This window comes from Veillonella sp. (assembly GCF_019414865.1).
GTDB lineage: Bacteria > Bacillota > Negativicutes > Veillonellales > Veillonellaceae > Veillonella.
In genome coordinates this window covers 1-21,129 of sequence record NZ_DXLG01000018.1, presented here as the reverse complement: position 1 = coordinate 21,129, position 21,129 = coordinate 1, and the positions used below count along the sequence as shown (strand labels likewise).

16 protein-coding genes are annotated in these 21,129 nt (G+C 38.9%); all 16 read left to right on the top strand.

Annotation, left to right across the window (positions count from 1 at the left end; all coding sequences use genetic code 11):
* The first annotated feature begins 55 nt into the window (after positions 1-55).
* Positions 56-1,183, top strand: a complete 1,128-nt coding sequence (locus QZ334_RS02120; protein ID WP_129823070.1) for an efflux RND transporter periplasmic adaptor subunit — start codon at positions 56-58, stop codon at positions 1,181-1,183.
* 14 nt (positions 1,184-1,197) lie between these two features.
* Positions 1,198-4,380: an efflux RND transporter permease subunit gene (locus QZ334_RS02115; protein WP_295231548.1), complete on the top strand. Its 3,183-nt coding sequence runs from the start codon at positions 1,198-1,200 to the stop codon at positions 4,378-4,380.
* A gap of 155 nt (positions 4,381-4,535) precedes the next feature.
* Complete coding sequence (locus QZ334_RS02110) at positions 4,536-5,477, top strand: manganese-dependent inorganic pyrophosphatase (RefSeq protein ID WP_295231545.1); 942 nt, start codon at positions 4,536-4,538, stop codon at positions 5,475-5,477.
* A 104-nt stretch (positions 5,478-5,581) separates the two neighbouring features.
* The gene (gene pcrA, locus QZ334_RS02105; protein ID WP_295231543.1) at positions 5,582-7,771 is read left to right on the top strand and encodes a DNA helicase PcrA; all 2,190 of its coding nucleotides are present in this window, start codon (positions 5,582-5,584) and stop codon (positions 7,769-7,771) included.
* 26 nt (positions 7,772-7,797) lie between these two features.
* Positions 7,798-9,801, top strand: coding sequence for an NAD-dependent DNA ligase LigA (gene ligA, locus QZ334_RS02100; RefSeq protein WP_295231540.1), 2,004 nt, complete (start codon positions 7,798-7,800; stop codon positions 9,799-9,801).
* Positions 9,802-9,876: 75 nt separating this feature from the next.
* On the top strand, positions 9,877-10,167 hold the full coding sequence (gene gatC / locus QZ334_RS02095; protein ID WP_295231553.1) for an Asp-tRNA(Asn)/Glu-tRNA(Gln) amidotransferase subunit GatC: 291 nt from the start codon (positions 9,877-9,879) through the stop codon (positions 10,165-10,167).
* An 11-nt stretch (positions 10,168-10,178) separates the two neighbouring features.
* On the top strand, positions 10,179-11,639 hold the full coding sequence (gatA, locus tag QZ334_RS02090; protein WP_295231536.1) for an Asp-tRNA(Asn)/Glu-tRNA(Gln) amidotransferase subunit GatA: 1,461 nt from the start codon (positions 10,179-10,181) through the stop codon (positions 11,637-11,639).
* Positions 11,636-13,084, top strand: coding sequence for an Asp-tRNA(Asn)/Glu-tRNA(Gln) amidotransferase subunit GatB (gatB, locus tag QZ334_RS02085; protein WP_295201478.1), 1,449 nt, complete (start codon positions 11,636-11,638; stop codon positions 13,082-13,084). Before gatA ends, gatB begins: the two co-directional genes overlap by 4 nt.
* A 168-nt stretch (positions 13,085-13,252) precedes the next feature.
* Positions 13,253-13,669, top strand: coding sequence for a DUF4229 domain-containing protein (locus QZ334_RS02080; RefSeq protein WP_295231535.1), 417 nt, complete (start codon positions 13,253-13,255; stop codon positions 13,667-13,669).
* A 63-nt stretch (positions 13,670-13,732) separates the two neighbouring features.
* Positions 13,733-15,571 carry a B12-binding domain-containing radical SAM protein gene (locus tag QZ334_RS02075; RefSeq protein WP_295231533.1) on the top strand — a complete coding sequence of 613 codons (1,839 nt, stop codon included), beginning with the start codon at positions 13,733-13,735 and terminating at the stop codon, positions 15,569-15,571.
* Between the two features lie 81 nt (positions 15,572-15,652).
* A complete protein-coding gene (locus tag QZ334_RS02070) occupies positions 15,653-16,618 on the top strand; it encodes a TIGR01212 family radical SAM protein (protein WP_295231531.1) in 966 nt (321 codons plus the stop codon).
* A gap of 8 nt (positions 16,619-16,626) precedes the next feature.
* Positions 16,627-17,640, top strand: coding sequence for a PhoH family protein (locus tag QZ334_RS02065; RefSeq protein WP_119206434.1), 1,014 nt, complete (start codon positions 16,627-16,629; stop codon positions 17,638-17,640).
* 2 nt (positions 17,641-17,642) lie between these two features.
* Entirely contained in the window at positions 17,643-18,119 is a 477-nt protein-coding gene (gene ybeY / locus QZ334_RS02060) for an rRNA maturation RNase YbeY (RefSeq protein WP_005386517.1), read from the top strand.
* Complete coding sequence (gene era, locus QZ334_RS02055; protein ID WP_195185797.1) at positions 18,112-19,011, top strand: GTPase Era; 900 nt, start codon at positions 18,112-18,114, stop codon at positions 19,009-19,011. The genes ybeY and era overlap by 8 nt, the downstream gene beginning before the upstream one ends.
* Positions 19,012-19,065: 54 nt before the next feature.
* Positions 19,066-20,397, top strand: a complete 1,332-nt coding sequence (locus QZ334_RS02050; RefSeq protein WP_295231552.1) for a hemolysin family protein — start codon at positions 19,066-19,068, stop codon at positions 20,395-20,397.
* The gene (gene recO / locus QZ334_RS02045) at positions 20,384-21,088 is read left to right on the top strand and encodes a DNA repair protein RecO (protein ID WP_295231526.1); all 705 of its coding nucleotides are present in this window, start codon (positions 20,384-20,386) and stop codon (positions 21,086-21,088) included. Before QZ334_RS02050 ends, recO begins: the two co-directional genes overlap by 14 nt.
* Positions 21,089-21,129 lie beyond the last annotated feature (41 nt).

The following is a 21,129-nucleotide window of genomic DNA, read 5'->3' as shown; positions in this document are numbered from 1 at the left end:
TATATATGTAATTATGACACATAGATGATTAGTTTCGTGTAAAGGAGTACAGATAATGAAGTTCCGTTATTCCCGTATGTTAGCGGCTCTCGTTGTATCCGCTGTAATGGTTGCTGGTTGTGGCAGTAATCAACAGCAAGCAGGCGATGTGAGTGTCAATGCATACAAAATTACTGCAAGTGATGCACAGGTAAACCAAACCTATGCTGGTACAGTAGTTGCAGAAAACTCTGTAGCTGTACATGCTCGTGTAAGTGGTTACGTAGTTGAAAAATATGTTAAAGGCGGGGAGCAAGTTGTAGCTGGTCAGCCATTATATCGTATCGATTCTCGTCAATACGAAGCTACTCTTGCCAATGCTGAAGCACAAGCTGCTCAAGCTAATGCAAACTATAAAAATGCTGAAGTAGACCTTAATCGTTATGAAACATTAGCTCAACAAGATGCTATTGCGCAACAACGTGTAGATACACAACGTAGCACTGCAGAACAAGCTAAGGCAGCTTATGAAGCATACGAAGCATCCGTAAAAATTGCTCAAGATAACTTAGGCGATACAATGGTATATGCACCATATTCTGGTACATTACGTATGGATGATATCGATATGGGCACATTTGTACAAGCAGGTTCTACAACATTAGTAACTATTGATTCTATCGATCCTATCTTTGTTGAATTTAGTATGACAGAGCAAGAATATCTTGACTTCATGAAAAACCCAACTGGCGATGATTCCAATGGTCCAAATATTCAGTTAAAACTTGCTGATGGCGAAACGTATAATCAACCTGGTTCTATTGTTCAAGCCGCAAAAAGTCTTGATCAATCAACAGGTAAGCTTGTGTTGAAAGCATCTTTCCCAAATCCTGATCATTTGTTGTTGCCAAATATGTTTGCTACAGTAATTTCTCCTGGTCAAAAACTTAAAAACGCTATTCTTGTTCCTAGTCGCGCTATTCTTCAAATCATGGATAAAAACTTTATCTTTGTTGTAAATGCTGATGGTGTAGTAGAACAAAAAAGTGTTGAAGTTGGCGGTACAAGTGGTAGCGATACAATTATTAAAGCCGGTTTAGCGCCTGGAGATACAATCATCGTTGATGGTTTGACTAAGGTTAAAAACGGTGCGAAGGTTAATGCAAAATTACTTTCTAAAGAACAATTAAAAGCTACAAAATAGAAGGGGGCTAGATCGTGTCGAAATTCTTTATTAATCGACCTATCTTTGCCATCGTAATAGCCATTGTTATTACCTTGGTAGGTCTCATTTCTATGATGAACCTCCCGATAGCTCGATATCCACAAATTTCTCCACCTACAGTTCGTGTAAATACTGCTTATACTGGTGCAACAGCTCAAGTTGTAAATGATACAGTGGCCAGTGTTATTGAAACACAAATTGTAGGCGTACAAGATATGGACTATATGACATCTAGTAGCTCTAGTAACGGTAGCTACTCTTTGACTGTTCAGTTCAATCAAGGCACAGATGCCGATATGGATACGGTTAATACACAAAACCGTGTACAAGCAGCACTTGCTCAATTACCTGCAGAGGTACAAGCAGTTGGTGTTACAACTACTAAATCTTCTGGTGATATGGCTATGGTATTCTCCTTGAACTCACCTGATGGTACTTATGATTCTACATTCTTAAAGAACTATGGTACCAACTATATGATGGATGCTATTAAAGCCATTAAGGGTGTCGGTTCTGTACAAGAGTTCGGTTCCGACTATGCTATGCGCATTTGGTTAGATCCAGCGAAGATGCAAAATCTTGGTGTTACCATTTCTGAAGTGACTGCAGCTATTAAGGGACAAAACTTACAGGCTGCGGCAGGTACAGTTGGTCAAAATCCTACTAATGGGGAACAAGCATTTCAATATCCTATCAAAATTGAAGGTCGTCTTGTAACACCTGAACAATTTGGTAACATTGCTATTAAAAGCTCTAATGGCAAGGTATTGCATCTAAAAGATGTTGCTCGCATTCAAATTGGTGCTAAAGGGTATGACTTTATTGCTAAGTCCGCGCATAAAGAGGTAGCAGGTTTTGCTATTTCTCTTCAAAATGATGCGAATGCATTAGAAACTATTGCGAATGTTAAGAAGGTACTAGATGAACAATCTAAATCTTTCCCACCAGATATGCAATATAACGTAGTTGTAGATAATACTAAATTCGTAAGTGCTTCCATTAATGAGGTAGAGCATACGTTTGTAGAAGCATTATTACTCGTTCTCATCGTAGTATATGTGTTCCTACAATCTTGGAGATCTACGATCATTCCTATGATTGCCGTACCAGTATCCTTGCTTGGTACATTTGGGGCTTTCGTATTACTTGATTTCTCTATCAATACGTTAACATTATTTGCCATGGTATTGGCAATCGGCCTCGTTGTTGATGATGCTATCGTAGTAGTAGAAGCGGTAGAGTATGAATTAAAATATAATGGCTTACCTTCGAAAGAGGCGGCTATTAAAGCGATGGAAAATGTACAAGGCCCTGTAATTGGTATCGCCTTTGTATTGGTAGCGGTATTCGTACCAGTTGCCTTCATGGGTGGTATGACAGGTATTCTTTACAAACAGTTTGCTTTAACAATCGCTGTATCTGTTGTTATTTCTGCGATTGTTGCCCTTGTATTAACACCAGCACTATGTGCTACGATGTTAAAACCTCACACACCTAAAGAGCGTGAAGATTGGGTACATCGTCAGTTAAACAAATTCAATGCAGGCCTAGAACGTTTCAGCAATTGGTATGGTATCCAATTGGCTCGTTTAAGCCATCGTTTGAGCTTAACTGTTATTGCATTGTTAATCTTTGCTGGTGGTACTGGTTTAGTATTCCATTTCTTACCAACATCCTTTGTACCTGCAGAGGATAGCGGTTATTACATGATTGCTGTTAATGAGCCGCCAGGTGCCACATCTGAGCGTACTATGGCAACACTTGAAAAAATTGCCTCTTTCTTGGAAGGTAAAAATGATCTTGAAAAGCCAAAAGATGAGCAATTATTCCAATCTGTGTTTACTGTAGCAGGCTTTGACCTTTTAGGTGGTGGTCAAAAATCTAGTGCTGGTGTAATCTTTGCTACTATGTCTGACTGGAAGTATCGTACAACTCAAGCAACATCTATTAATGCAATGGTTGGTCAAACATTTGGCTTTGCTGCAGAAAAGGTACCAGAAGCAACTGTAGTTGCTTTGAATCCACCATCTATTCCAGGTTTAGGTGCTACTGGTGGTTTCAGCATGTACCTTATTAACAAAGCTGGTGACAGCCCACAAGTTATGGCGGAACGTGCTAATGAATTCTTAGCAGAAGCTCGTAAGAGTCCAGCAATTCAATCTATTTACACTACATTTGATACATCTACACCATCCTTACAATTTGATGTGAACCGTGAAAAAGCGGCTCAAGATGGTGTGGCATTAGCTGATATCTTTACTACATTGCAAGGTTTCTATGGTAGTATTCAAGTTAATGACTTCACTACATATGGTAAAAACTATAAAGTAGTGGTTCAAGCTGAAGATGCATACCGTCAAAATGCAGATCAGCTTAATATGTTGGCTGTTCGTAATAGTAAGGGCCTCATGGTTCCAGTTTCTAACTATATTACGAAGGAACAAACAGGTACTCCGTCTAGTATTACTCGTTTTGATAATGCGATGGCTGTACAAATTGGTGGTTCTCAAGCGAATGGTTACTCCTCTGGTGACGCGATTAATGCATTGAAAGAGGCGGCAGCTAAAACATTACCAGCTGGTTATACATATGACTGGGCAGGTCAATCTCGTGAAGAATTGAAAGCTGGTTCTCAAACTATGTTGATTCTTGGTTTAGGTCTAGTATTCGTATTCTTAATCTTGGCTGCTTTATATGAATCCTGGAAGGTTCCATTTGCCGTATTGTTCTCCGTACCATCTGGTATGATTGGTGCTTCTTTAGTTCCATTCTTGTTGAACTTCACAGGCAGATATTCCTTAGCTAATGATATTTACATGCAGATCGGTCTTTTGACACTTGTTGGTTTGGCCGCAAAAAATGCGATTCTTATCATTGAGTATGCTAAAATCCGTGTTGACGAACGTGGCATGAACGTTGTTGATGCCGCTATCGAAGCTGCAAAAATTCGTTTACGTCCAATCTTGATGACATCCTTTGCGTTTATCCTTGGTGTATTGCCATTGGCATTGTCTTCTGGTGCTGGTTCTGGTGCTCGAACATCCATGGGTATTACAGTAGTAGCAGGGATGACAACAGCAACATTGTTTGGTATCTTTATCATTCCAATGTTGTTCATCATCATTGAAACACTTGGACCTGGTTTGTTCACAAACCGCAAAAAAAATCACGACTAATCATCTACATTATATAAATTTGTAGAATGACAAAAACACGTCACTACTTAGTAGTGGCGTGTTTTTTTGTATAATTTATGATATAATAATAGAGTTAAAAATCGGATTGACGTAAGTCGATATTAAGTGTGAAATTAATATAAAAGAGGTATATTATGAGTGACGTAAAAACATATGTAGCAGGTCATAAAAGCCCTGATACAGATTCCATTTGTTCTGCTATTTCCTTTGCTAATTTGTTAACTCAAATGGGCACACCAGCAACTCCAGTATGTGCAGGTGAAGCAAATAAAGAAACAACATATATTTTGAATCATTTTGGTTTTGAACACCCACAAATCGTTAAGAACTGGGAAGAGTATGCTCCAGAAGGTGGCAACTTATATTTAACAGACCATAACGAATCCAAACAAATCATCGATGGTTACAAATCCATGAATATGTGTGGTGTTGTAGATCATCACCGCATTGGTGATTTTGAAACTGATGGTCCTGTATTCATGCGTTTAGAACCAGTTGGTTGCTCCAATACAATTCTTACTAAATTGTACATGGAAAACAATCAAGAAATTCCTAAAGGCATTGCTGGCTTGATGTTGTCTGCTATTATTTCTGACACTGTATTATTCCGTTCTCCAACATGCACAGAAACAGATAAAGAAATGGCCCATAAATTAGCTGAAATCGCTGGCGTTGACATCGAGTCTTATGGCCTTGATATGTTAAAAGCTGGTGCTGATATTTCTGATTTGACTAACGATGATATCGTTCGTACAGATATGAAAGAATTCTCCGAAGCAGGTAAAACGATTTCTATCGGTCAAATTTCTGTAATGGATACAACAGATGTATTGGCCAAACAAGCTGAGCTTGTAGCTGCGCTAGAGGCTCTTCGTACTGCGAATAACTACGATGCATCTTACATCATGGTTACAAATATTCTTGATGAAAGTACTACATTGTTATTCAGCGGTGATGTAGAAGCTGTAGTAACAAAAGCATTCGAAAAAAAAGTTAAAGACAATGGCGTATTCTTGCCAAATACTATGTCTCGTAAAAAACAAATCGTACCACCAATTCTTGGTGCTATGAAATAGTATAGTAGTATACAAAGGGAAAAGAACGTTGCTTGCAACGTTCTTCTTCTCTATTTATATGATTATCAAACTATAGTATATGTAAGGGCGATAGGGGTGTTCCGATGAATTCATTATTAACAGGTTTAAATAAAGAGCAACAACAAGCCGTTCAACATACGGAAGGCCCTTTATTAATTTTAGCTGGTGCCGGCTCTGGTAAAACAAAGGTGTTAACCGTTCGTATTGCACATTTATTGGCTCAAGGTGTTAATCCTTATGAAATCTTAGCCATTACGTTCACCAATAAAGCGGCAAAAGAGATGAAAAGCCGTGTGGAAGGTCTTGTAGGTGATGTGGCTAATCGTATTTGGCTCAGCACATTCCATAGCTTCTGTGCGAAATTCTTGCGTTTTGAGCTAGATAATTTCTTAGGTTATAACAGTAACTTTACAATCTATGATACATCTGACTCTCAAGCTGTTATTAAGGCTGCCTTAAAGGCATTAAACCTCGATGATAAATACTATCCTGTAGGTGCTATGATCGCTGCTATCTCAGATGCAAAGAATAAATTGTTATTTGCCTCTGATTTTAGAAAGCAAGCACGAGACTTTTACCAACAAAAGGTTGCTGATGTATATGAATATTATGAACGGGAATTACGCAAAAATAATGCCTTAGACTTTGATGACCTCTTATTGGTTGCTGTAAAGTTATTACAATCTAATGCAGCTGTTCTAGATAAGTATAGCAAGCGTTTTCGTTATGTCATGATCGACGAATATCAAGATACGAACCATGCCCAATATTTATTGGCTAAATTATTAGCATCTCATTGGAAAAATATTGCCGTTGTAGGTGATGCTGATCAAAGTATTTACGCTTGGCGTGGTGCAGATATTCAAAATATCTTAGACTTTGAAAAGGATTATCCGAACTGTACATCTATTAAGTTGGAGCAAAACTACCGCTCTACAAAGATTATCCTTGATGCAGCCAATGCAGTAATTGAAAATAACGAAGGTCGTCCAAAGAAAAACTTATGGACAGACAAGACTGAAGGCGCTAAAATCCAGCATTTTACGGCACAATCTGAACATGAAGAAGCAGCTTTCATCGGCGATACTATTGCTAAAAAGCACGATATTCATGGCGTACCTTATGGCGATATGGCTATTTTGTATCGTACTAATGCTCAATCTCGTGTACTTGAAGAAGCGCTAATTAAACGGGCGCTGCCATATACGATGGTAGGGGGCACGAAGTTCTATGATCGTAAAGAAATTAAGGACGTTTTAGCTTACTTACGCGTGTTATATAATCCATTCGATGATTTGAGCTTATTACGTATCATCAATGTACCTAAGCGTAGTATTGGTGCAACTACAGTGGCAAAACTACAAGATTATGCTCGTGCAAACGGCACATCCTTGTTCATGACACTCACACAATTGCATCTAGTAGATACGATTAAAGGTAAAACGAAGGAAAAGTTAGAAGAGTTTGGCATTCTTATCTTCACTCTTGTAGCTGAAATGGAAGATAAAACGGTACTCGATATTTTAGAAGCTATTCTTGATAGAACAGGTTACTTGGCACAGTTGGAAGAAAGTACAGATCCACAAGACCAGGCTCGCGCTGAGAATATTGGTGAACTTTTATCTGTAGCTAAAGACTTTCAAGATACTAATCCAACGGGCACTGTTGAGGATTTCTTAGAGCAAGTAGCCCTTGTTAATGATGTAGATTCCTTCGAGCAAGAAGAATCTAAAGTAACATTAATGACATTACATGCTGCCAAAGGTTTGGAGTTCCCAATCGTATTCTTAGGAGGCTTGGAGGAAGGCTTATTCCCTCATAGCCGCACCTTGATGAACCCTGAGGAAATCGAAGAGGAACGTCGTCTTGCCTATGTAGGTATTACTCGTGCTGAAAAGGAATTATATATTTCTAATGCCACTACGCGCACCGTATTTGGACGCACTAGCAGCTATTTACCATCTCGCTTTATCGACGAAATTCCAGAAGAATTAGTTGATGGTTTGCGTGCTAAGCGTAAAGTACCTGATGATATTAAGCGCCATGTTCCGCAACATATGAGTGTCACTAGTCGTCCTGTTACAAAGCCAATCGTTCGTAATGAAGTAATTGCGGATTGGAAGATTGGTGATACAGCCATTCATAGCAAGTGGGGCAATGGTAAAGTTATCAATGTTGCCGGTGAAGGGGCCGGTATGAAGTTAACAATTGAGTTTCCAACCCAAGGTGTACGTGTGGTAATGGCTAAATTTGCACCTGTTAAAAAGGGTTAATTATTTTCTGTATAAAAGGATATAAGATGAATCCGAAAGATAGAATTAAAGAGTTACAACAAGAGCTGACTCATGCGCAGTATTTGTACTATGTAAAAGATGCTCCTACGATGAGTGACTTTGAATATGATAAAAAATATCGTGAGCTTGTAGATTTAGAAACAGCTCATCCTGAATATATTGTGCCATCTTCTCCAACACAACGGGTGGGGATGAAGGTGGAAGGATCCTTTGAAAAGGTCGTTCATGGCCGCCCTATGTTGAGCTTATCTAATGTATTTAGTGCTGATGAAGTACGTGCATTTGCTAGTCGCGTAGAAAAGGAATTGGGCCATAAGCCTTCTGCTTATGTAGTAGAACTTAAAATAGATGGCTTAGCTGTTAATTTGCACTATGAAAATGGCATGTTTGTACGTGCTGTAACACGTGGTGATGGCCGTGTTGGTGAAGATGTTACAGCCAATGTACGAACAATTAAATCCATTCCCTTATATCTAGAAAATGCACCTGAATTTATTGAGGTTCGCGGTGAAGCCTACATGCCTCATAGCGAATTTAAACGCATTAATGAAGAACGCGATGAAGAGGGCTTACCAACCTTTGTAAATCCTCGTAATGCAGCAGCTGGTTCTTTACGCCAACAAGATCCTGCTATTACGGCTAGTCGTAATTTAGCATTCTTTGCCTACGCAATCGGTTCTGAAGTGGGTGCCAATATTCATAGCCAAGAGGAATTATTACAAAGCTTAGAAACCTTTAAGTTTTCTGTAAATCCTCATTATCGCGTATGTAAAACAATTGATGAGGTAATTGAGGCTATTGAATATTGGGGTGAAAAGCGCCATGAGTTGCCATATGATACGGATGGTATGGTAATTAAGGTTAATAGTTTTGATGATCAAGAAGTCCTTGGCAGCACTGCTAAGGACCCTAAATGGGCAACAGCGTACAAATATCCTCCAGAAGAGGTGGAAACCGTTCTTAAGGATATTACTATCAATGTGGGGCGTACAGGTGTTCTTACGCCAACAGGTGAGTTGGAATCCGTATTCGTATCCGGTACGAATGTGAGCCGTGTAACATTACATAACCAAGACTTTATCAATGAAAAGGATATTCGCATTGGTGACCACGTTATCATTCACAAGGCGGCAGAGATTATTCCAGAAGTTATTCGTGTAGTTCCTGAAAAACGAACTGGTTCTGAAGTGCCTTTTACAATTCCTAATACATGTCCTGTATGCGAATTTCCTGCAGTCCGACGTGAAGGTGAAGCCGCTGTTCGTTGTACGAATAAACATTGTCCTGCCATTGAAAAAGAACAAATTATCCATTTTGCCTCTCGCGATGCTATGAATATAGATGGTCTTGGTCCTAGCATTGTAGAAAACTTGATTAATAACAAGTTAATTGCCAATGTGGTCGATTTATATCATTTAACAGTAGATCAATTAGTTACTATGGACAGAATGGGTAAGAAATCTGCAGAGAATTTGGTGAAAGCCATCGCAGACTCTAAAACTCGTGGATTAGATCGTGTATTATATGGCCTTGGTATCCGTCTCATTGGATCTAAAGCAGCCGGTACAATTGCTAATGTTGTGCAATCTATGGAACGGTTCATGACAATTACTAAGGAAGAATTAGTGGCGGTAGAAGAAATCGGGCCTACAATGGCTGATAGTATCGTTGAATACCGTCAAGATCCTACTCATGTTGCCATTATTGAAGGCTTAACACAAGCAGGTCTTAAGATGACCGTAGATGTTGTTGAAGCTGCTGGTAACCAAATGGATGGAGAAATCGTCGTTCTTACAGGTAAGCTTGAGGTTATGGGCCGTAGTGAAGCTGGTAAAATCCTTGAAGCTCATGGGGCAAAGGTTACAGGTTCCGTATCTAAGAAAACAACTCTTGTAATCGCTGGTGAAGACAGTGGTAGCAAGCTGACTAAAGCAAATGAATTGGGTATTCGCGTTATGAACGAAGAAGAGTTTGTAGAACTCTTACGCGAACTCGGTGAAATCCAATAGATATACATTCTTACAATGTTTTGAAAATATATATTATTTGCTTTATAATAAGTAATTATGAAAGGATGTGTTCCGATGAAAATCAGCCAAGAGGAAATTAAAAAAATCGCCTTACTTTCACGCTTGGAAGTTAAGGAAGAACATATGGCACATGTAGAGAAAGAGTTATCCGATATCTTGACTTATGTTGCTGAACTAGATGCATTAGAGCTTAATGATGTAGAACCAATGGCTCATGCAGTACCATTGCACAATGTATTTAGAGAGGATGAAACAAAACCATCCTTAGACCATGATTTAGCTTTGTCCAATGCTCCAGAAGCAGAGGATGGGTACTTTAAAGTACCTCGCGTTGTACAAGAATAGGAGGTTTCGCTGTGGCAACAATTCATGAATTACACAAGAAACTAGTGAATAAAGAAATCAGTGCCGTTGAATTGACGAATGCTGTTATTGCACATAAAGCGAAAGTGGAACCGACTGTACATGCGTACTTATCCGATTCTCATGATCGTGCTTTAGCTACAGCTAAGCTTGTAGATGAAGCAATTGCTAAAGGTGAAACTATTTCTCCATTGGCAGGTATTCCTGGTGCGATTAAAGATAATATTTGTATTAAAGATGAACCTGCAACATGTGCATCTAAAATGTTAGAAAACTTTGTACCTCCATACAATGCGTCTGTTATTGAACGTTTACAAGATAATCAATTTGTAAGTCTTGGTAAACTTAACATGGACGAATTTGCTATGGGTGGTTCTACAGAGAACTCTGCATTAGCAAAAACTAGTAACCCTTGGAATGCTGATTGCGTACCAGGTGGTTCTTCTGGTGGTAGTGCTGCAGCTGTATCTAGTGGCTCTGCAATTTGGGCTCTTGGCTCTGATACTGGTGGTTCTATTCGTCAACCAGCGTCCTTCTGTGGCGTAGTAGGTTTAAAACCAACATACGGTAATGTATCTCGTTATGGTTTAATCGCCTTCGCATCCTCTTTGGATCAAATTGGGCCTATTACTCGTGATGTAACAGATGCTGCTTTAGTATTAAATGCCATCTCTGGTCATGATGCGAAAGACTCCACATCCATTCCAGGTGCTCGTGTAGACTATACTACAGCTCTTGTAAATGATGTAAAAAATCTTAAAATCGGTGTGCCAAAAGAATTCTTTGGCGAAGGTCTCAATAGCGAAGTTCGTAAAGCTATGGAAGAGGCTATCGAAACATATAAAAAATTGGGTGCTGAAATCGTTGAGATTTCCTTACCTAACTCTAAATATGCTTTGTCTGCATACTATATCATCGCATTGGCAGAAGCTAGCTCCAATTTGGCTCGTTATGACGGTGTAAGCTATGGTATGCGCGTATCTGCAGATAATCTTGTAGACATGTCTACTAAAACTCGTACAGAAGGTTTTGGACCAGAAGTACAACGCCGTATCTTGTTAGGGACCTATGTATTGAGCGCTGGTTACTATGATGCTTACTATTTGAAAGCATTGAAAGTTCGCCGCCTCATTAAAAATGAATTTGATGAAGCATTCTCCAAAGTGGATTTGATTTTAACACCAACTGCACCTAATACATCTTATAAATTTGGTGAAAAAGCAAATGATCCATTAGCAATGTACTTAGAAGATATCTGTACAGTACCAGCAAACCTTGCAGGTATTCCAGGTATTAGCATTCCAGCAGGTATGAGCAGCAGCAATTTGCCAATCGGCTTACAATTGCTCGGTCCTGCTATGGGTGAAGAAACATTGTTACGTGCCGCTTTCACATTTGAACAAGCACGTCCAGACTGTCAATTAGTAGCACCAACTGGGGAGGTTTCTCTATGAGTAGTAAATACGAAACAGTCGTTGGTTTAGAGGTTCATACAGAGCTTAAGACTAAGTCTAAAATCTTCTGTGGTTGTACCACTGAATTCGGCGGCGATCAAAATACACATGTATGCCCAGTATGCCTAGGCTTACCTGGTGCTATGCCTGTGTTAAATAAACAAGTAGTAGAATTTGCTATCAAAGTAGGTTTAGCATTGAACTGTGAAATTCTAAACTTTAACAAATTTGACCGTAAAAACTACTACTATCCAGATTTGCCAAAAAACTATCAAACATCACAATACGATTTGCCAATTTGCTTGAATGGTCATTTAGACATCGAAGTAAATGGTGAAACTAAACGCATTGGTATTACGCGTATTCACATGGAAGAAGATGCTGGTAAACTTGTTCATAGTGGCAACACTATTTCCGATTCCAAATCTTCTAATGTTGACTATAACCGTACTGGTGTACCTCTTCTTGAAATCGTATCCGAACCAGATATTCGTTCCGGTGCAGAAGCGAGAGCCTATGTTGAAAAACTACGTTCTATCTTGCAATACTTAGAAGTATCTGACGGTCGTATGGAAGAAGGTTCCTTGCGTGGTGACTGTAACGTATCCGTGCGTTTGCGCGGTACTAAAGAGTTTGGCACACGTACAGAAACTAAGAACGTTAACTCTTTAACAGCTATCCAAAAGGTTGTTGAATATGAAGCATTGCGTCAAGCTAAGTTGATCGAAGCTGGTGGCAAAGTAGATCAAGAAACACGTACTTGGGATGATGCTCAAGGTATTACTATTGGTATGCGTAAAAAAGACGAAGAAAACGACTACCGTTACTTCCCTGAACCAGATTTGGTTCCAATTGTAATTACAGATGAAAAAATCGAAGAAGTACGTCGTGCGTTGCCAGAATTACAAGATGCTAAGATTGAACGCTTTGTATCTGAATATGGCTTGTCTCGTGAAGATGCTACAATCCTTACTGTGTCCCGTAAAACAGCAGACTTCTTAGATGCTACTGTAAAAGCAGGCGCCGATGCTAAGACTGTTGCTAACTGGATGCTTGGTGATTTGTCCAAAATGATTAATGAAAGTGGCTTAACATTTGCTGAATCCAAAGTAAGCCCAGAAAACTTGGCTGGCATGATTGCCCTTATCGATAAAGGTACAATCTCTGGTAAAATTGCGAAAAAAGTTATCGTATCCATGTGGGAATCCGGCAAGGATGCAGATACTATCGTAAAAGAAGAAGGCCTTGTTCAAATCACTGATACTGGTGCTATCGAAGAAATCGTTAAACAAGTTATTGCTAACAATCCACAACCAGTGGCAGACTTCAAAGGTGGCAATGGTAAGGCTATTGGCTTCTTAGTAGGCCAAGTTATGAAGGAATCTAAAGGCCGTGCTAACCCTGGTATGGTAAATGAATTGCTTCAAAAATACTTGAAAGACTAATTTGTCCGTTAGCCTATAGTCGCATAGGCAATACAAATAAAATCAATCCCCTATAGATATATGAACTTATATCTGTAGGGGATATTTATTTGCATTTTTTATGGTAAAGTATGGTATAATAGGTTGTATAAAATTAATTATTATTTTGGTCATATAAAGGACTTAATGATGAATGATCAACAGAATATAAATAACAATCAAAATACATATAGAAGTAGTGAGCGTAGCGATAGCTACAGTAGTAATACACGTGCTGCAGAACCTAATACACGCGTATTATCTGATGATGAACGCCGTGATTTTGACGGTGTAACCATTGAAGAGGTAGGCGATTCTGTTCATGTGGACTCTACACCTAGCAATATGAACGAAGATTATCAACGCGGTGAAGAGTATAATCAATATGGTCCACATGTGAAGGTATATAGCTTTAATAGTACAAGCTGGCTGAGCCGTATTATTTTAATTATAATCCTAGCAGTCGTGTTAGCAGCTGTAGTTTTCTTTGGTGGCATCATCCTATCGATTGTAGGCGTTGTCATTTTAGTGGGGGCCGTTGTTTCCTTTATCTTTGGGCTCTTTTAATGGTATAATATATATATTATGACTAGACGGTGGCTGAGCCATTCGATGATGTAAAGGGGACCTATGAACGTAGTTTTATCCACATTAAACTCAAAATTTATACATTCCTCCCTGGCTTTGCGTTATCTCAAAGCCTATGGGCAGGCTCACGGACAGGCATACGATATAGTAGAATATACTATTAATATGCCTGTTTTACATATTCTTAGCGATATTACAGAGCGCAATATAGATGTATTGGGCTTTGCTTGCTATATTTGGAATATCGAAATGACATTGCATGTGGTGGACCTGGTGAAAGCTGTTCGACCAGATATTAAGATCATTTTAGGTGGACCAGAGGTTTCTTTCACAGCCGATGAAATCCTAAATCGATGCCATGCCGTAGATTATGTTGTACAAGGGGAAGGGGAAGAAGCTTTCTACCAACTTATTAGTGCATTACAAAATGGTAAGGATGGTTTACAAGAAGAAATCCCTGGGGTACGAGGACGTCATATTTCAGGCGAACTTATGGGCTCTACAGAAGCTGTAGAGGTTAAAGATCTTAGTACTATACCATTCCCATATGTAGAAGAGGATATGGAGGATTTAGAACATAAAATCATCTACTATGAATCCTCTCGCGGATGTCCATTCTCTTGTCAGTACTGTTTATCTGGCAATAAGAATACAGTGCGGTTCTTCCCACAGGAGAGAACCTTCAAAGAACTACAATGGTTTATCAATCATAAGGTAAAACAAGTTAAATTTGTAGATAGAACATTTAACTGTGCACCACATCATCATCGCCCTATGATGGAATTCATGCGAGATGCTAATACAGAGACGAACTTCCATTTGGAAATGGAACCAGAGCTCATGACAGAGTGGGAAACAAATATTCTCTGTGAAACACCACCAGGCCGCATCCAAATCGAGGTGGGCGTACAAAGTACACATAAGAAAACCTTGGACGCTATTAACCGTTACAATGATTGGCCTTATATTCAAAAGGCTATCCGTCCTATTATTGAGGCCGGCCGTACACATGTACATATGGATTTAATTGTAGGCTTACCTTACGAAAATAAAGCACGATTTGGATTATCCTTCAACGATTTATTTAGCTTACAACCTCATGCGCTACAAATAGGGTTCTTGAAACTATTAAAAGGCTCTGGTGTACGCCGCATGGAGGAATACCAATATATTAGTGATCCATTAGCTCCTTATGAGGTTTTAAGTACACATGTATTGCCATATAAAGACGTTCGGTTCTTGAAACACTTTGAAGATGTATTTGAACGCTTCTATAATAGTGAGCGTTTTAGAACTGTCTTTGCCTATATTGGTAGCAAGCTTATTAAGGAACATACTGATACATCCATAATTGGTGAAGATATAGTAACAAATCATGTACCACCAATGAAAAAGTATGATCCATCTAAAGTGGAGCCTAAAAAAGACGCTTTTTCTTATTTCTGTGAAATGACACAAGCTTGGCTCGATGCAGGTAATCATAAGGTTAATTTAAAAGACATTGACCAAATCGAGTTCTTATATAATTTCTTCTTGTCTAAAGGCGACAAAGTAGCAGCTGAATTATTACAGTACGATACACTTGTTAGCTATCGTGGTAAGGTTCGAAGCGAAGCCGTTGGTTTGCCGAAGCAGACAAAGGAACTTTTACAAGAAGGGGAAGCATTCTGGCGCAACGAAGAGATTGCATCTCAGTATATTCCAAACTATACATTTAAAGAATGGCGCAAAATTCGCCAACAGTACGTAGAAATGCCTATGTCGAAAGACACAGCCCGTGTATTAAACATAGACAATATTCCTGATACAACATTTACAGTTGTGATAGACGTTAATAAAGATGTTAAACCATTTATACGTCCTGACATAGAGGCTTGTTAGTAATACAAAAATAATTTATCTAATTTTGATAGTCGAAATATTACATAACAAGTGATGATTGGTTAGTTAAATAGGAGTGTTATGACCGATACAACGAGACCAAAACGATACCGCATGGTATCTAAATACTATAAAGAAACCTATGGGGAAAAGGTTTATAAATTGCCTGTTGCCTTACCGCTAACATGTCCAAATCGAGACGGTTCAGCCGGCGTAGGAGGCTGTACCTTCTGCGGTGAAATTGGTGCGGGCTATGAAAATCGTCCTGCTTGGATGACAGTGCGTATGCAATTAGAGGAAAACATTGCTCACATAGGTCCTAAATATAAGGCGAAAAAATTTATACCTTATTATCAAAACTTTAGTAATACCTATTTGGGACTTGATGATTTTAAAAGCTATATGGAACAAGGCTGTATCGATGAAGCTGTAGGCATTGCTATTGCGACGCGACCGGACTGTATTGCCGATGAATATTTAGACATATTAGCTGATATTAGAGATCGTTTTCAAAAGGATATTTATATTGAATTAGGATTGCAAACGGTCAATTATGATACCCTTGAGAAGATTAATCGTGGCCATGATTTAGCTCAGTTTATTGATGCTGTATTGCGCATTAAGAGATACGGATTTAATGTTACAACCCATATGATTGTCAATTTACCTTGGGATACAATGCAGGATACCATCGAAGGGGCCCGTATTTTGTCAGCCCTTGGCGTAGATCAAGTAAAATTGCATGCTTTATATATCGTTAAAAATACATTGATGGCTAAATGGTATCAAGAGGGGCAATTCACCTTAATTAGTGCCGAAGAATATGCTGATCGGGTTGTGAATTTTGTTCGTCATTTGCATCCTGACATTGTATTACAACGTCTTGTCGGGAGAGCACCTAAAGATAACACGTTATTTACGAACTGGTCCATGGGATGGTGGCGCGTCCAAGATTTAATTGATGATAAGTTAGACGAACTAGATGCTCATCAAGGTGATTTATGTGATTATTTAAACGGCAAAGCCGTTCGTAAGTTTATAGATTAGGAGGTTATATGAGCGAACAAGTTTTTACATTTCCTACATATGACCTAGCACAATCCATACTAGGTCAACATAATCGATATCTGCATATGATGCTTGAAGTCATCTCTGCAGATGTAGTAGCTCGCGGTGATACTGTTGTTATCAAGGGCGATGAAAAACAAGTAGAGGCATTGTATCGCACATTAGAAGAACTTGTGTTCTTATACCGTGAAGGCAGTACTATAACTGAGTCTCAAGTTCGTATTGCGGCAAAACTCGTAGCTAATGGCAAAGCTGATGCTGTACATACTATGTTTGAAGATACTTTATCCGTTAACATGCGCGGTAAAAATATTACGCCTAAAACGGAAGGCCAAAAATACTATGTAGATAGTATTCGTAAAAATACCATTACCTTTGGTATTGGCCCTGCTGGTACAGGTAAAACTTTCCTAGCCGTAGCGTTAGCTGCATTCTATTTGAAAAACCGCAATGTAGATAAAATTATTTTGACTCGCCCTGCTGTAGAGGCTGGTGAACGATTAGGCTTCTTACCTGGTGAATTACAAGACAAAGTAGATCCATATTTGAGACCTCTGTATGATGCATTACATGAAATGTTTGGCATTGAGCAAGTACAACGCTTTATGGAACGCGGTACTATCGAGGTAGCACCACTAGCGTATATGCGTGGTCGTACCTTAGAAAATGCGTTCGTTATTCTAGATGAAGCTCAAAATACGACGGCCGAACAGATGAAGATGTTCTTAACCCGTCTAGGTAATAACTCTAAAATGGTTGTGAACGGTGATAAGACACAAATTGACTTGCCACCACGTGTTGTGTCTGGTCTCGGCGAGGCTGAAAAGGTATTGCGTCATGTACCTGGTATTAATATGGTTTACTTTAGCGATCAAGACGTTGTCCGTCATGATTTAGTAGGTCGCATTGTAAAAGCTTACGATGCATATCACGAACGTAAGTTAGCTGGTGAGACTGCAGAATCTAATGCAGTATCCAAAGAGAATGTAGCGAAAGGATAAGCATGTATATACATATTAGCTATGATGAAGGAATTCAAGAGGATTCCAATATTGAGGCCGTTATACGTAAAGTTTGTGATGAAGTAAGTCGCGTATATGGCCTTGAAGAAGATGAAATGAGTATTTTACTCTGCGATAATGCAAAAATTCACGAGCTTAATAAGGAATATCGCGGCATTGACAGACCAACTGATGTATTGTCCTTTGCTCTAAATGAAGGGGATGATTACGAAGGCAGTGAAGAGGAACATCACTTACTCGGCGATATGATTATTTCCTTAGAGCGTACTCGTGAGCAAGCTATTGAATATGGACACAGTTTTGAACGAGAATTAGCATATTTAACGACTCATAGCTGCTTACATATTTTAGGCTATGACCATATGAACGACGAAGATAAAAAAGAGATGCGTACTGAAGAGGAGTTTATCTTAGGTAACCTCGGTTATGTGCGGGAGGATGCACCATACAATGAATAAGAACGAACATTTTAAATCTGGCTTTGTTGCCGTTGTAGGACGCCCAAATGTTGGTAAATCTACATTAATTAATGCCCTTATTGGCGACAAAATCGCTATCGTATCCGATAAGGCTCAAACAACGCGTAACCGCATTATCTGTGTATATACAGATGAAGCGAAACAAATTGTTTTCATGGATACGCCAGGTGTACATAAGCCAAAACATAAATTAGGTGAATTCATGGTAGACGCTGCCATTGAGTCCTTAAAAGAAACAGAAGCTGTTTTATTTGTAGTAGCAGGTAATGAAAAGCGCGGTCCTGGGGACAACTTCATTATTGAACAATTGAAACGTGTAAAGGTTCCTGTATTCTTAGTAGTTAATAAGATTGATACCCTCAAAAAAGAAGAGCTCTTAGAAGCCATTGTTTCTTATCAAGATGCATATCCATTTGCAGGGGTCATTCCTATTTCTGCAAAGGATAAAGAGAACTTAACTGAAGTTCTCAAGGTATTAGAGGAAACATTACCTGAAGGTCCGCAATACTTCCCAGAAGATATGATTACGGATCAACCAGAACGTTTAATTATTTCCGATATTGTTCGGGAAAAAATCTTATTGTCTACACGGGATGAAATTCCTCATGCTATCGCTGTAGATGTAGATGAAATGAAAACTCGTGATGATGGCACAACCTATATTCGCGCTACTATCTACTGTGAACGAGATTCCCAAAAGGGCATCATCATCGGTAAAAAAGGGGCCTTGTTAAAACAACTCGGTGCTGAAGCGCGTGCAGATATTCAAAAACTATTGGCTACAAAGGTGTACTTAGACCTTTGGGTTAAGGTTAAAAAGGATTGGCGTAATAAATCTGGCATGTTATCTGAACTTGGTTATAGAAAATAAATTTTGTTATAATAAAAACTAACTTGTTTTCTCAATTGTATGAAAGGAATTAAGATGGATAGTGTAGATGGCCTGTTACCCATAGGGTTTGGTCTTGTATGTATATTTTTAATTAACTTTTTTGTGGTTGCAAAGTTCTCCTTTGCTCGTCTTCGTAAAGAGCATGTAGAGGATATGGATATCCTCTTGGAAAAGGATCGAGAGTTTTTATTAAGGCTCTATCAAAACCCTGAGTATTTCTTGAATACGACTCAGTTTTTGATTTTATTCTTTATCTTAGCCCTTGCAGGAACAGGTACCTATGTATTTGATAATATCGTAGATCAACTTGTGGCGGTATTTAATCTACATAGCACATGGATGCACTTTGTACTAGATATACTTTTATTGCTATTTATTAGCTTAATTGTTCTTATCTTTGGTGAAATCGTACCTAAAGCATTAGGCTTATCCTTCCCAACAAAGTACGTAAATACATATTGCCGTATCGTAGTAGCAGCAGGTCGCTTGGTATATCCGTTCATTTGGATTGCAAGCAAAATCTCCACTGTTATTTTGGGCTTTTACAAAACAAAATATTTAACAGAGCTAGACCTAGTATACTCTGAAGAAGAAATCCGTATGATGATTTCTCGAAGTCATGAAGAAGGTCAACTAGACCAAGTGGAATCTGAGTTGATCGACAATGTATTTAACTTTGTAGACCGTAGAGCCAAAGAGGTTATGGTACCTCGTCAAGATGTGGACTGTATTTTCGTTGAAGACGGTTACGATGAAGCGATGAAATTTATTCGTTCTAAAGCACATACCCGTTATCCTCTATGTGTAGAGGATAAGGATCATATAATCGGTCTTGTTCATATTAAGGACCTCATGGAACGTCCTAATCAAGCGCGTAAGGATTTGCGTAATGTAAAACGAGATATTTTAACTGTGCCAGAGGTAATGAAATTATCTACATTGCTACAATACATGAGAACTCGTCGTATTTATCAAGCTGTTGTTGTAGATGAGTACGGTGGTATGGTTGGTCTCGTAGGGCTTGAAGATATTATTGAAGAGCTCGTTGGCGATATTCAAGACGAACATGAACCACACTTACCAGCTAAAATTGCTTATGCAGATGGATCCTTCGAGTTTGATGGTAAGGTCCTCGTAGATGAAGTGGAAGAAATGATGGATGTTGAAATCGACGATTCTGACTCTGATACAATCGGGGGCTATGTATTTGGTCTCTTAGAACGGACGCCAATCGTTGGTGATACTGTGGATGCATTGGGATATACCTTTGAAGTAACACAAATGCAAGGGTATCGCGTTTCTCGTATTAAAGTAACACCTTTACCTGTAGAGGAAGTAGCGGAAGAAGAACATGAAGAAGCTTAATGGTGGTTTTAACACACCTGCCATCGTCATCAGTCGAAAAAAATATAAGCTATACTCCGTATTTACTTTTATCACACCTAGCTTAGGGCTTATTCGTGCATCCATACCGCATAAGCGTATGATGACCATGCGTAACAGTTCCTATTTACGTCCCTTTAGTGCCATGTATATCACAGTGGTACCTGATGGTGAATATGTAAATGTGACGCAAATTGATGGTTCCTATGTGGTAGAATCGTTAGACCTAAATTTAGATAATATTGCTTACGCTGCAGTAGCGAGTGAGCTCATCCAAGAACTATTTGCTATGTATGATGTAGATCGCAAGGTGTTTGATACTGTTGTAAACTATTCTAAGCAAATTCGTCGCCGCAATGTACAGCTCGGAACGATAATGCTTGGGTGGCAATTGCTGTCCTTAGCGGGGGTTGTGCCAAGTGCTAATGCTTTTTCACATCAAGATGGTATTGAACCATTCTGGATGCAGGTTAAAGAAACAACAAATCTTAGCATTTCTCGTTCTGTGAAAGCTGGATTACCTCAAATTCTCGCTTATCAGTGGGGCGAAGACACGCCTATAGAACTTCCAAAAATAATTTGGAAGGAACTTGAAAAGCTACTATTTGCATACTGCGAGCAAGAAATCGGTAAACCATTACAAAGCGTTAAGTTTTTAAATTCCATAATTTAATAATAGTAAAAGGCAGTTTGAGAAATCAAACTGCCTTTTAT

Coding starts and splice junctions, on each gene's coding strand:
- QZ334_RS02120 (WP_129823070.1), top strand. CDS start 56: ATGAAGTTCCGTTATTCCCGTATGTTAGCGGCTCTCGTTGTATCCGCT.
- QZ334_RS02110 (WP_295231545.1), top strand. CDS start 4,536: ATGAGTGACGTAAAAACATATGTAGCAGGTCATAAAAGCCCTGATACA.
- pcrA (WP_295231543.1), top strand. CDS start 5,582: ATGAATTCATTATTAACAGGTTTAAATAAAGAGCAACAACAAGCCGTT.
- ligA (WP_295231540.1), top strand. CDS start 7,798: ATGAATCCGAAAGATAGAATTAAAGAGTTACAACAAGAGCTGACTCAT.
- gatC (WP_295231553.1), top strand. CDS start 9,877: ATGAAAATCAGCCAAGAGGAAATTAAAAAAATCGCCTTACTTTCACGC.
- gatB (WP_295201478.1), top strand. CDS start 11,636: ATGAGTAGTAAATACGAAACAGTCGTTGGTTTAGAGGTTCATACAGAG.
- QZ334_RS02080 (WP_295231535.1), top strand. CDS start 13,253: ATGAATGATCAACAGAATATAAATAACAATCAAAATACATATAGAAGT.
- QZ334_RS02075 (WP_295231533.1), top strand. CDS start 13,733: ATGAACGTAGTTTTATCCACATTAAACTCAAAATTTATACATTCCTCC.
- QZ334_RS02070 (WP_295231531.1), top strand. CDS start 15,653: ATGACCGATACAACGAGACCAAAACGATACCGCATGGTATCTAAATAC.
- QZ334_RS02065 (WP_119206434.1), top strand. CDS start 16,627: ATGAGCGAACAAGTTTTTACATTTCCTACATATGACCTAGCACAATCC.
- ybeY (WP_005386517.1), top strand. CDS start 17,643: ATGTATATACATATTAGCTATGATGAAGGAATTCAAGAGGATTCCAAT.
- era (WP_195185797.1), top strand. CDS start 18,112: ATGAATAAGAACGAACATTTTAAATCTGGCTTTGTTGCCGTTGTAGGA.
- QZ334_RS02050 (WP_295231552.1), top strand. CDS start 19,066: ATGGATAGTGTAGATGGCCTGTTACCCATAGGGTTTGGTCTTGTATGT.
- recO (WP_295231526.1), top strand. CDS start 20,384: ATGAAGAAGCTTAATGGTGGTTTTAACACACCTGCCATCGTCATCAGT.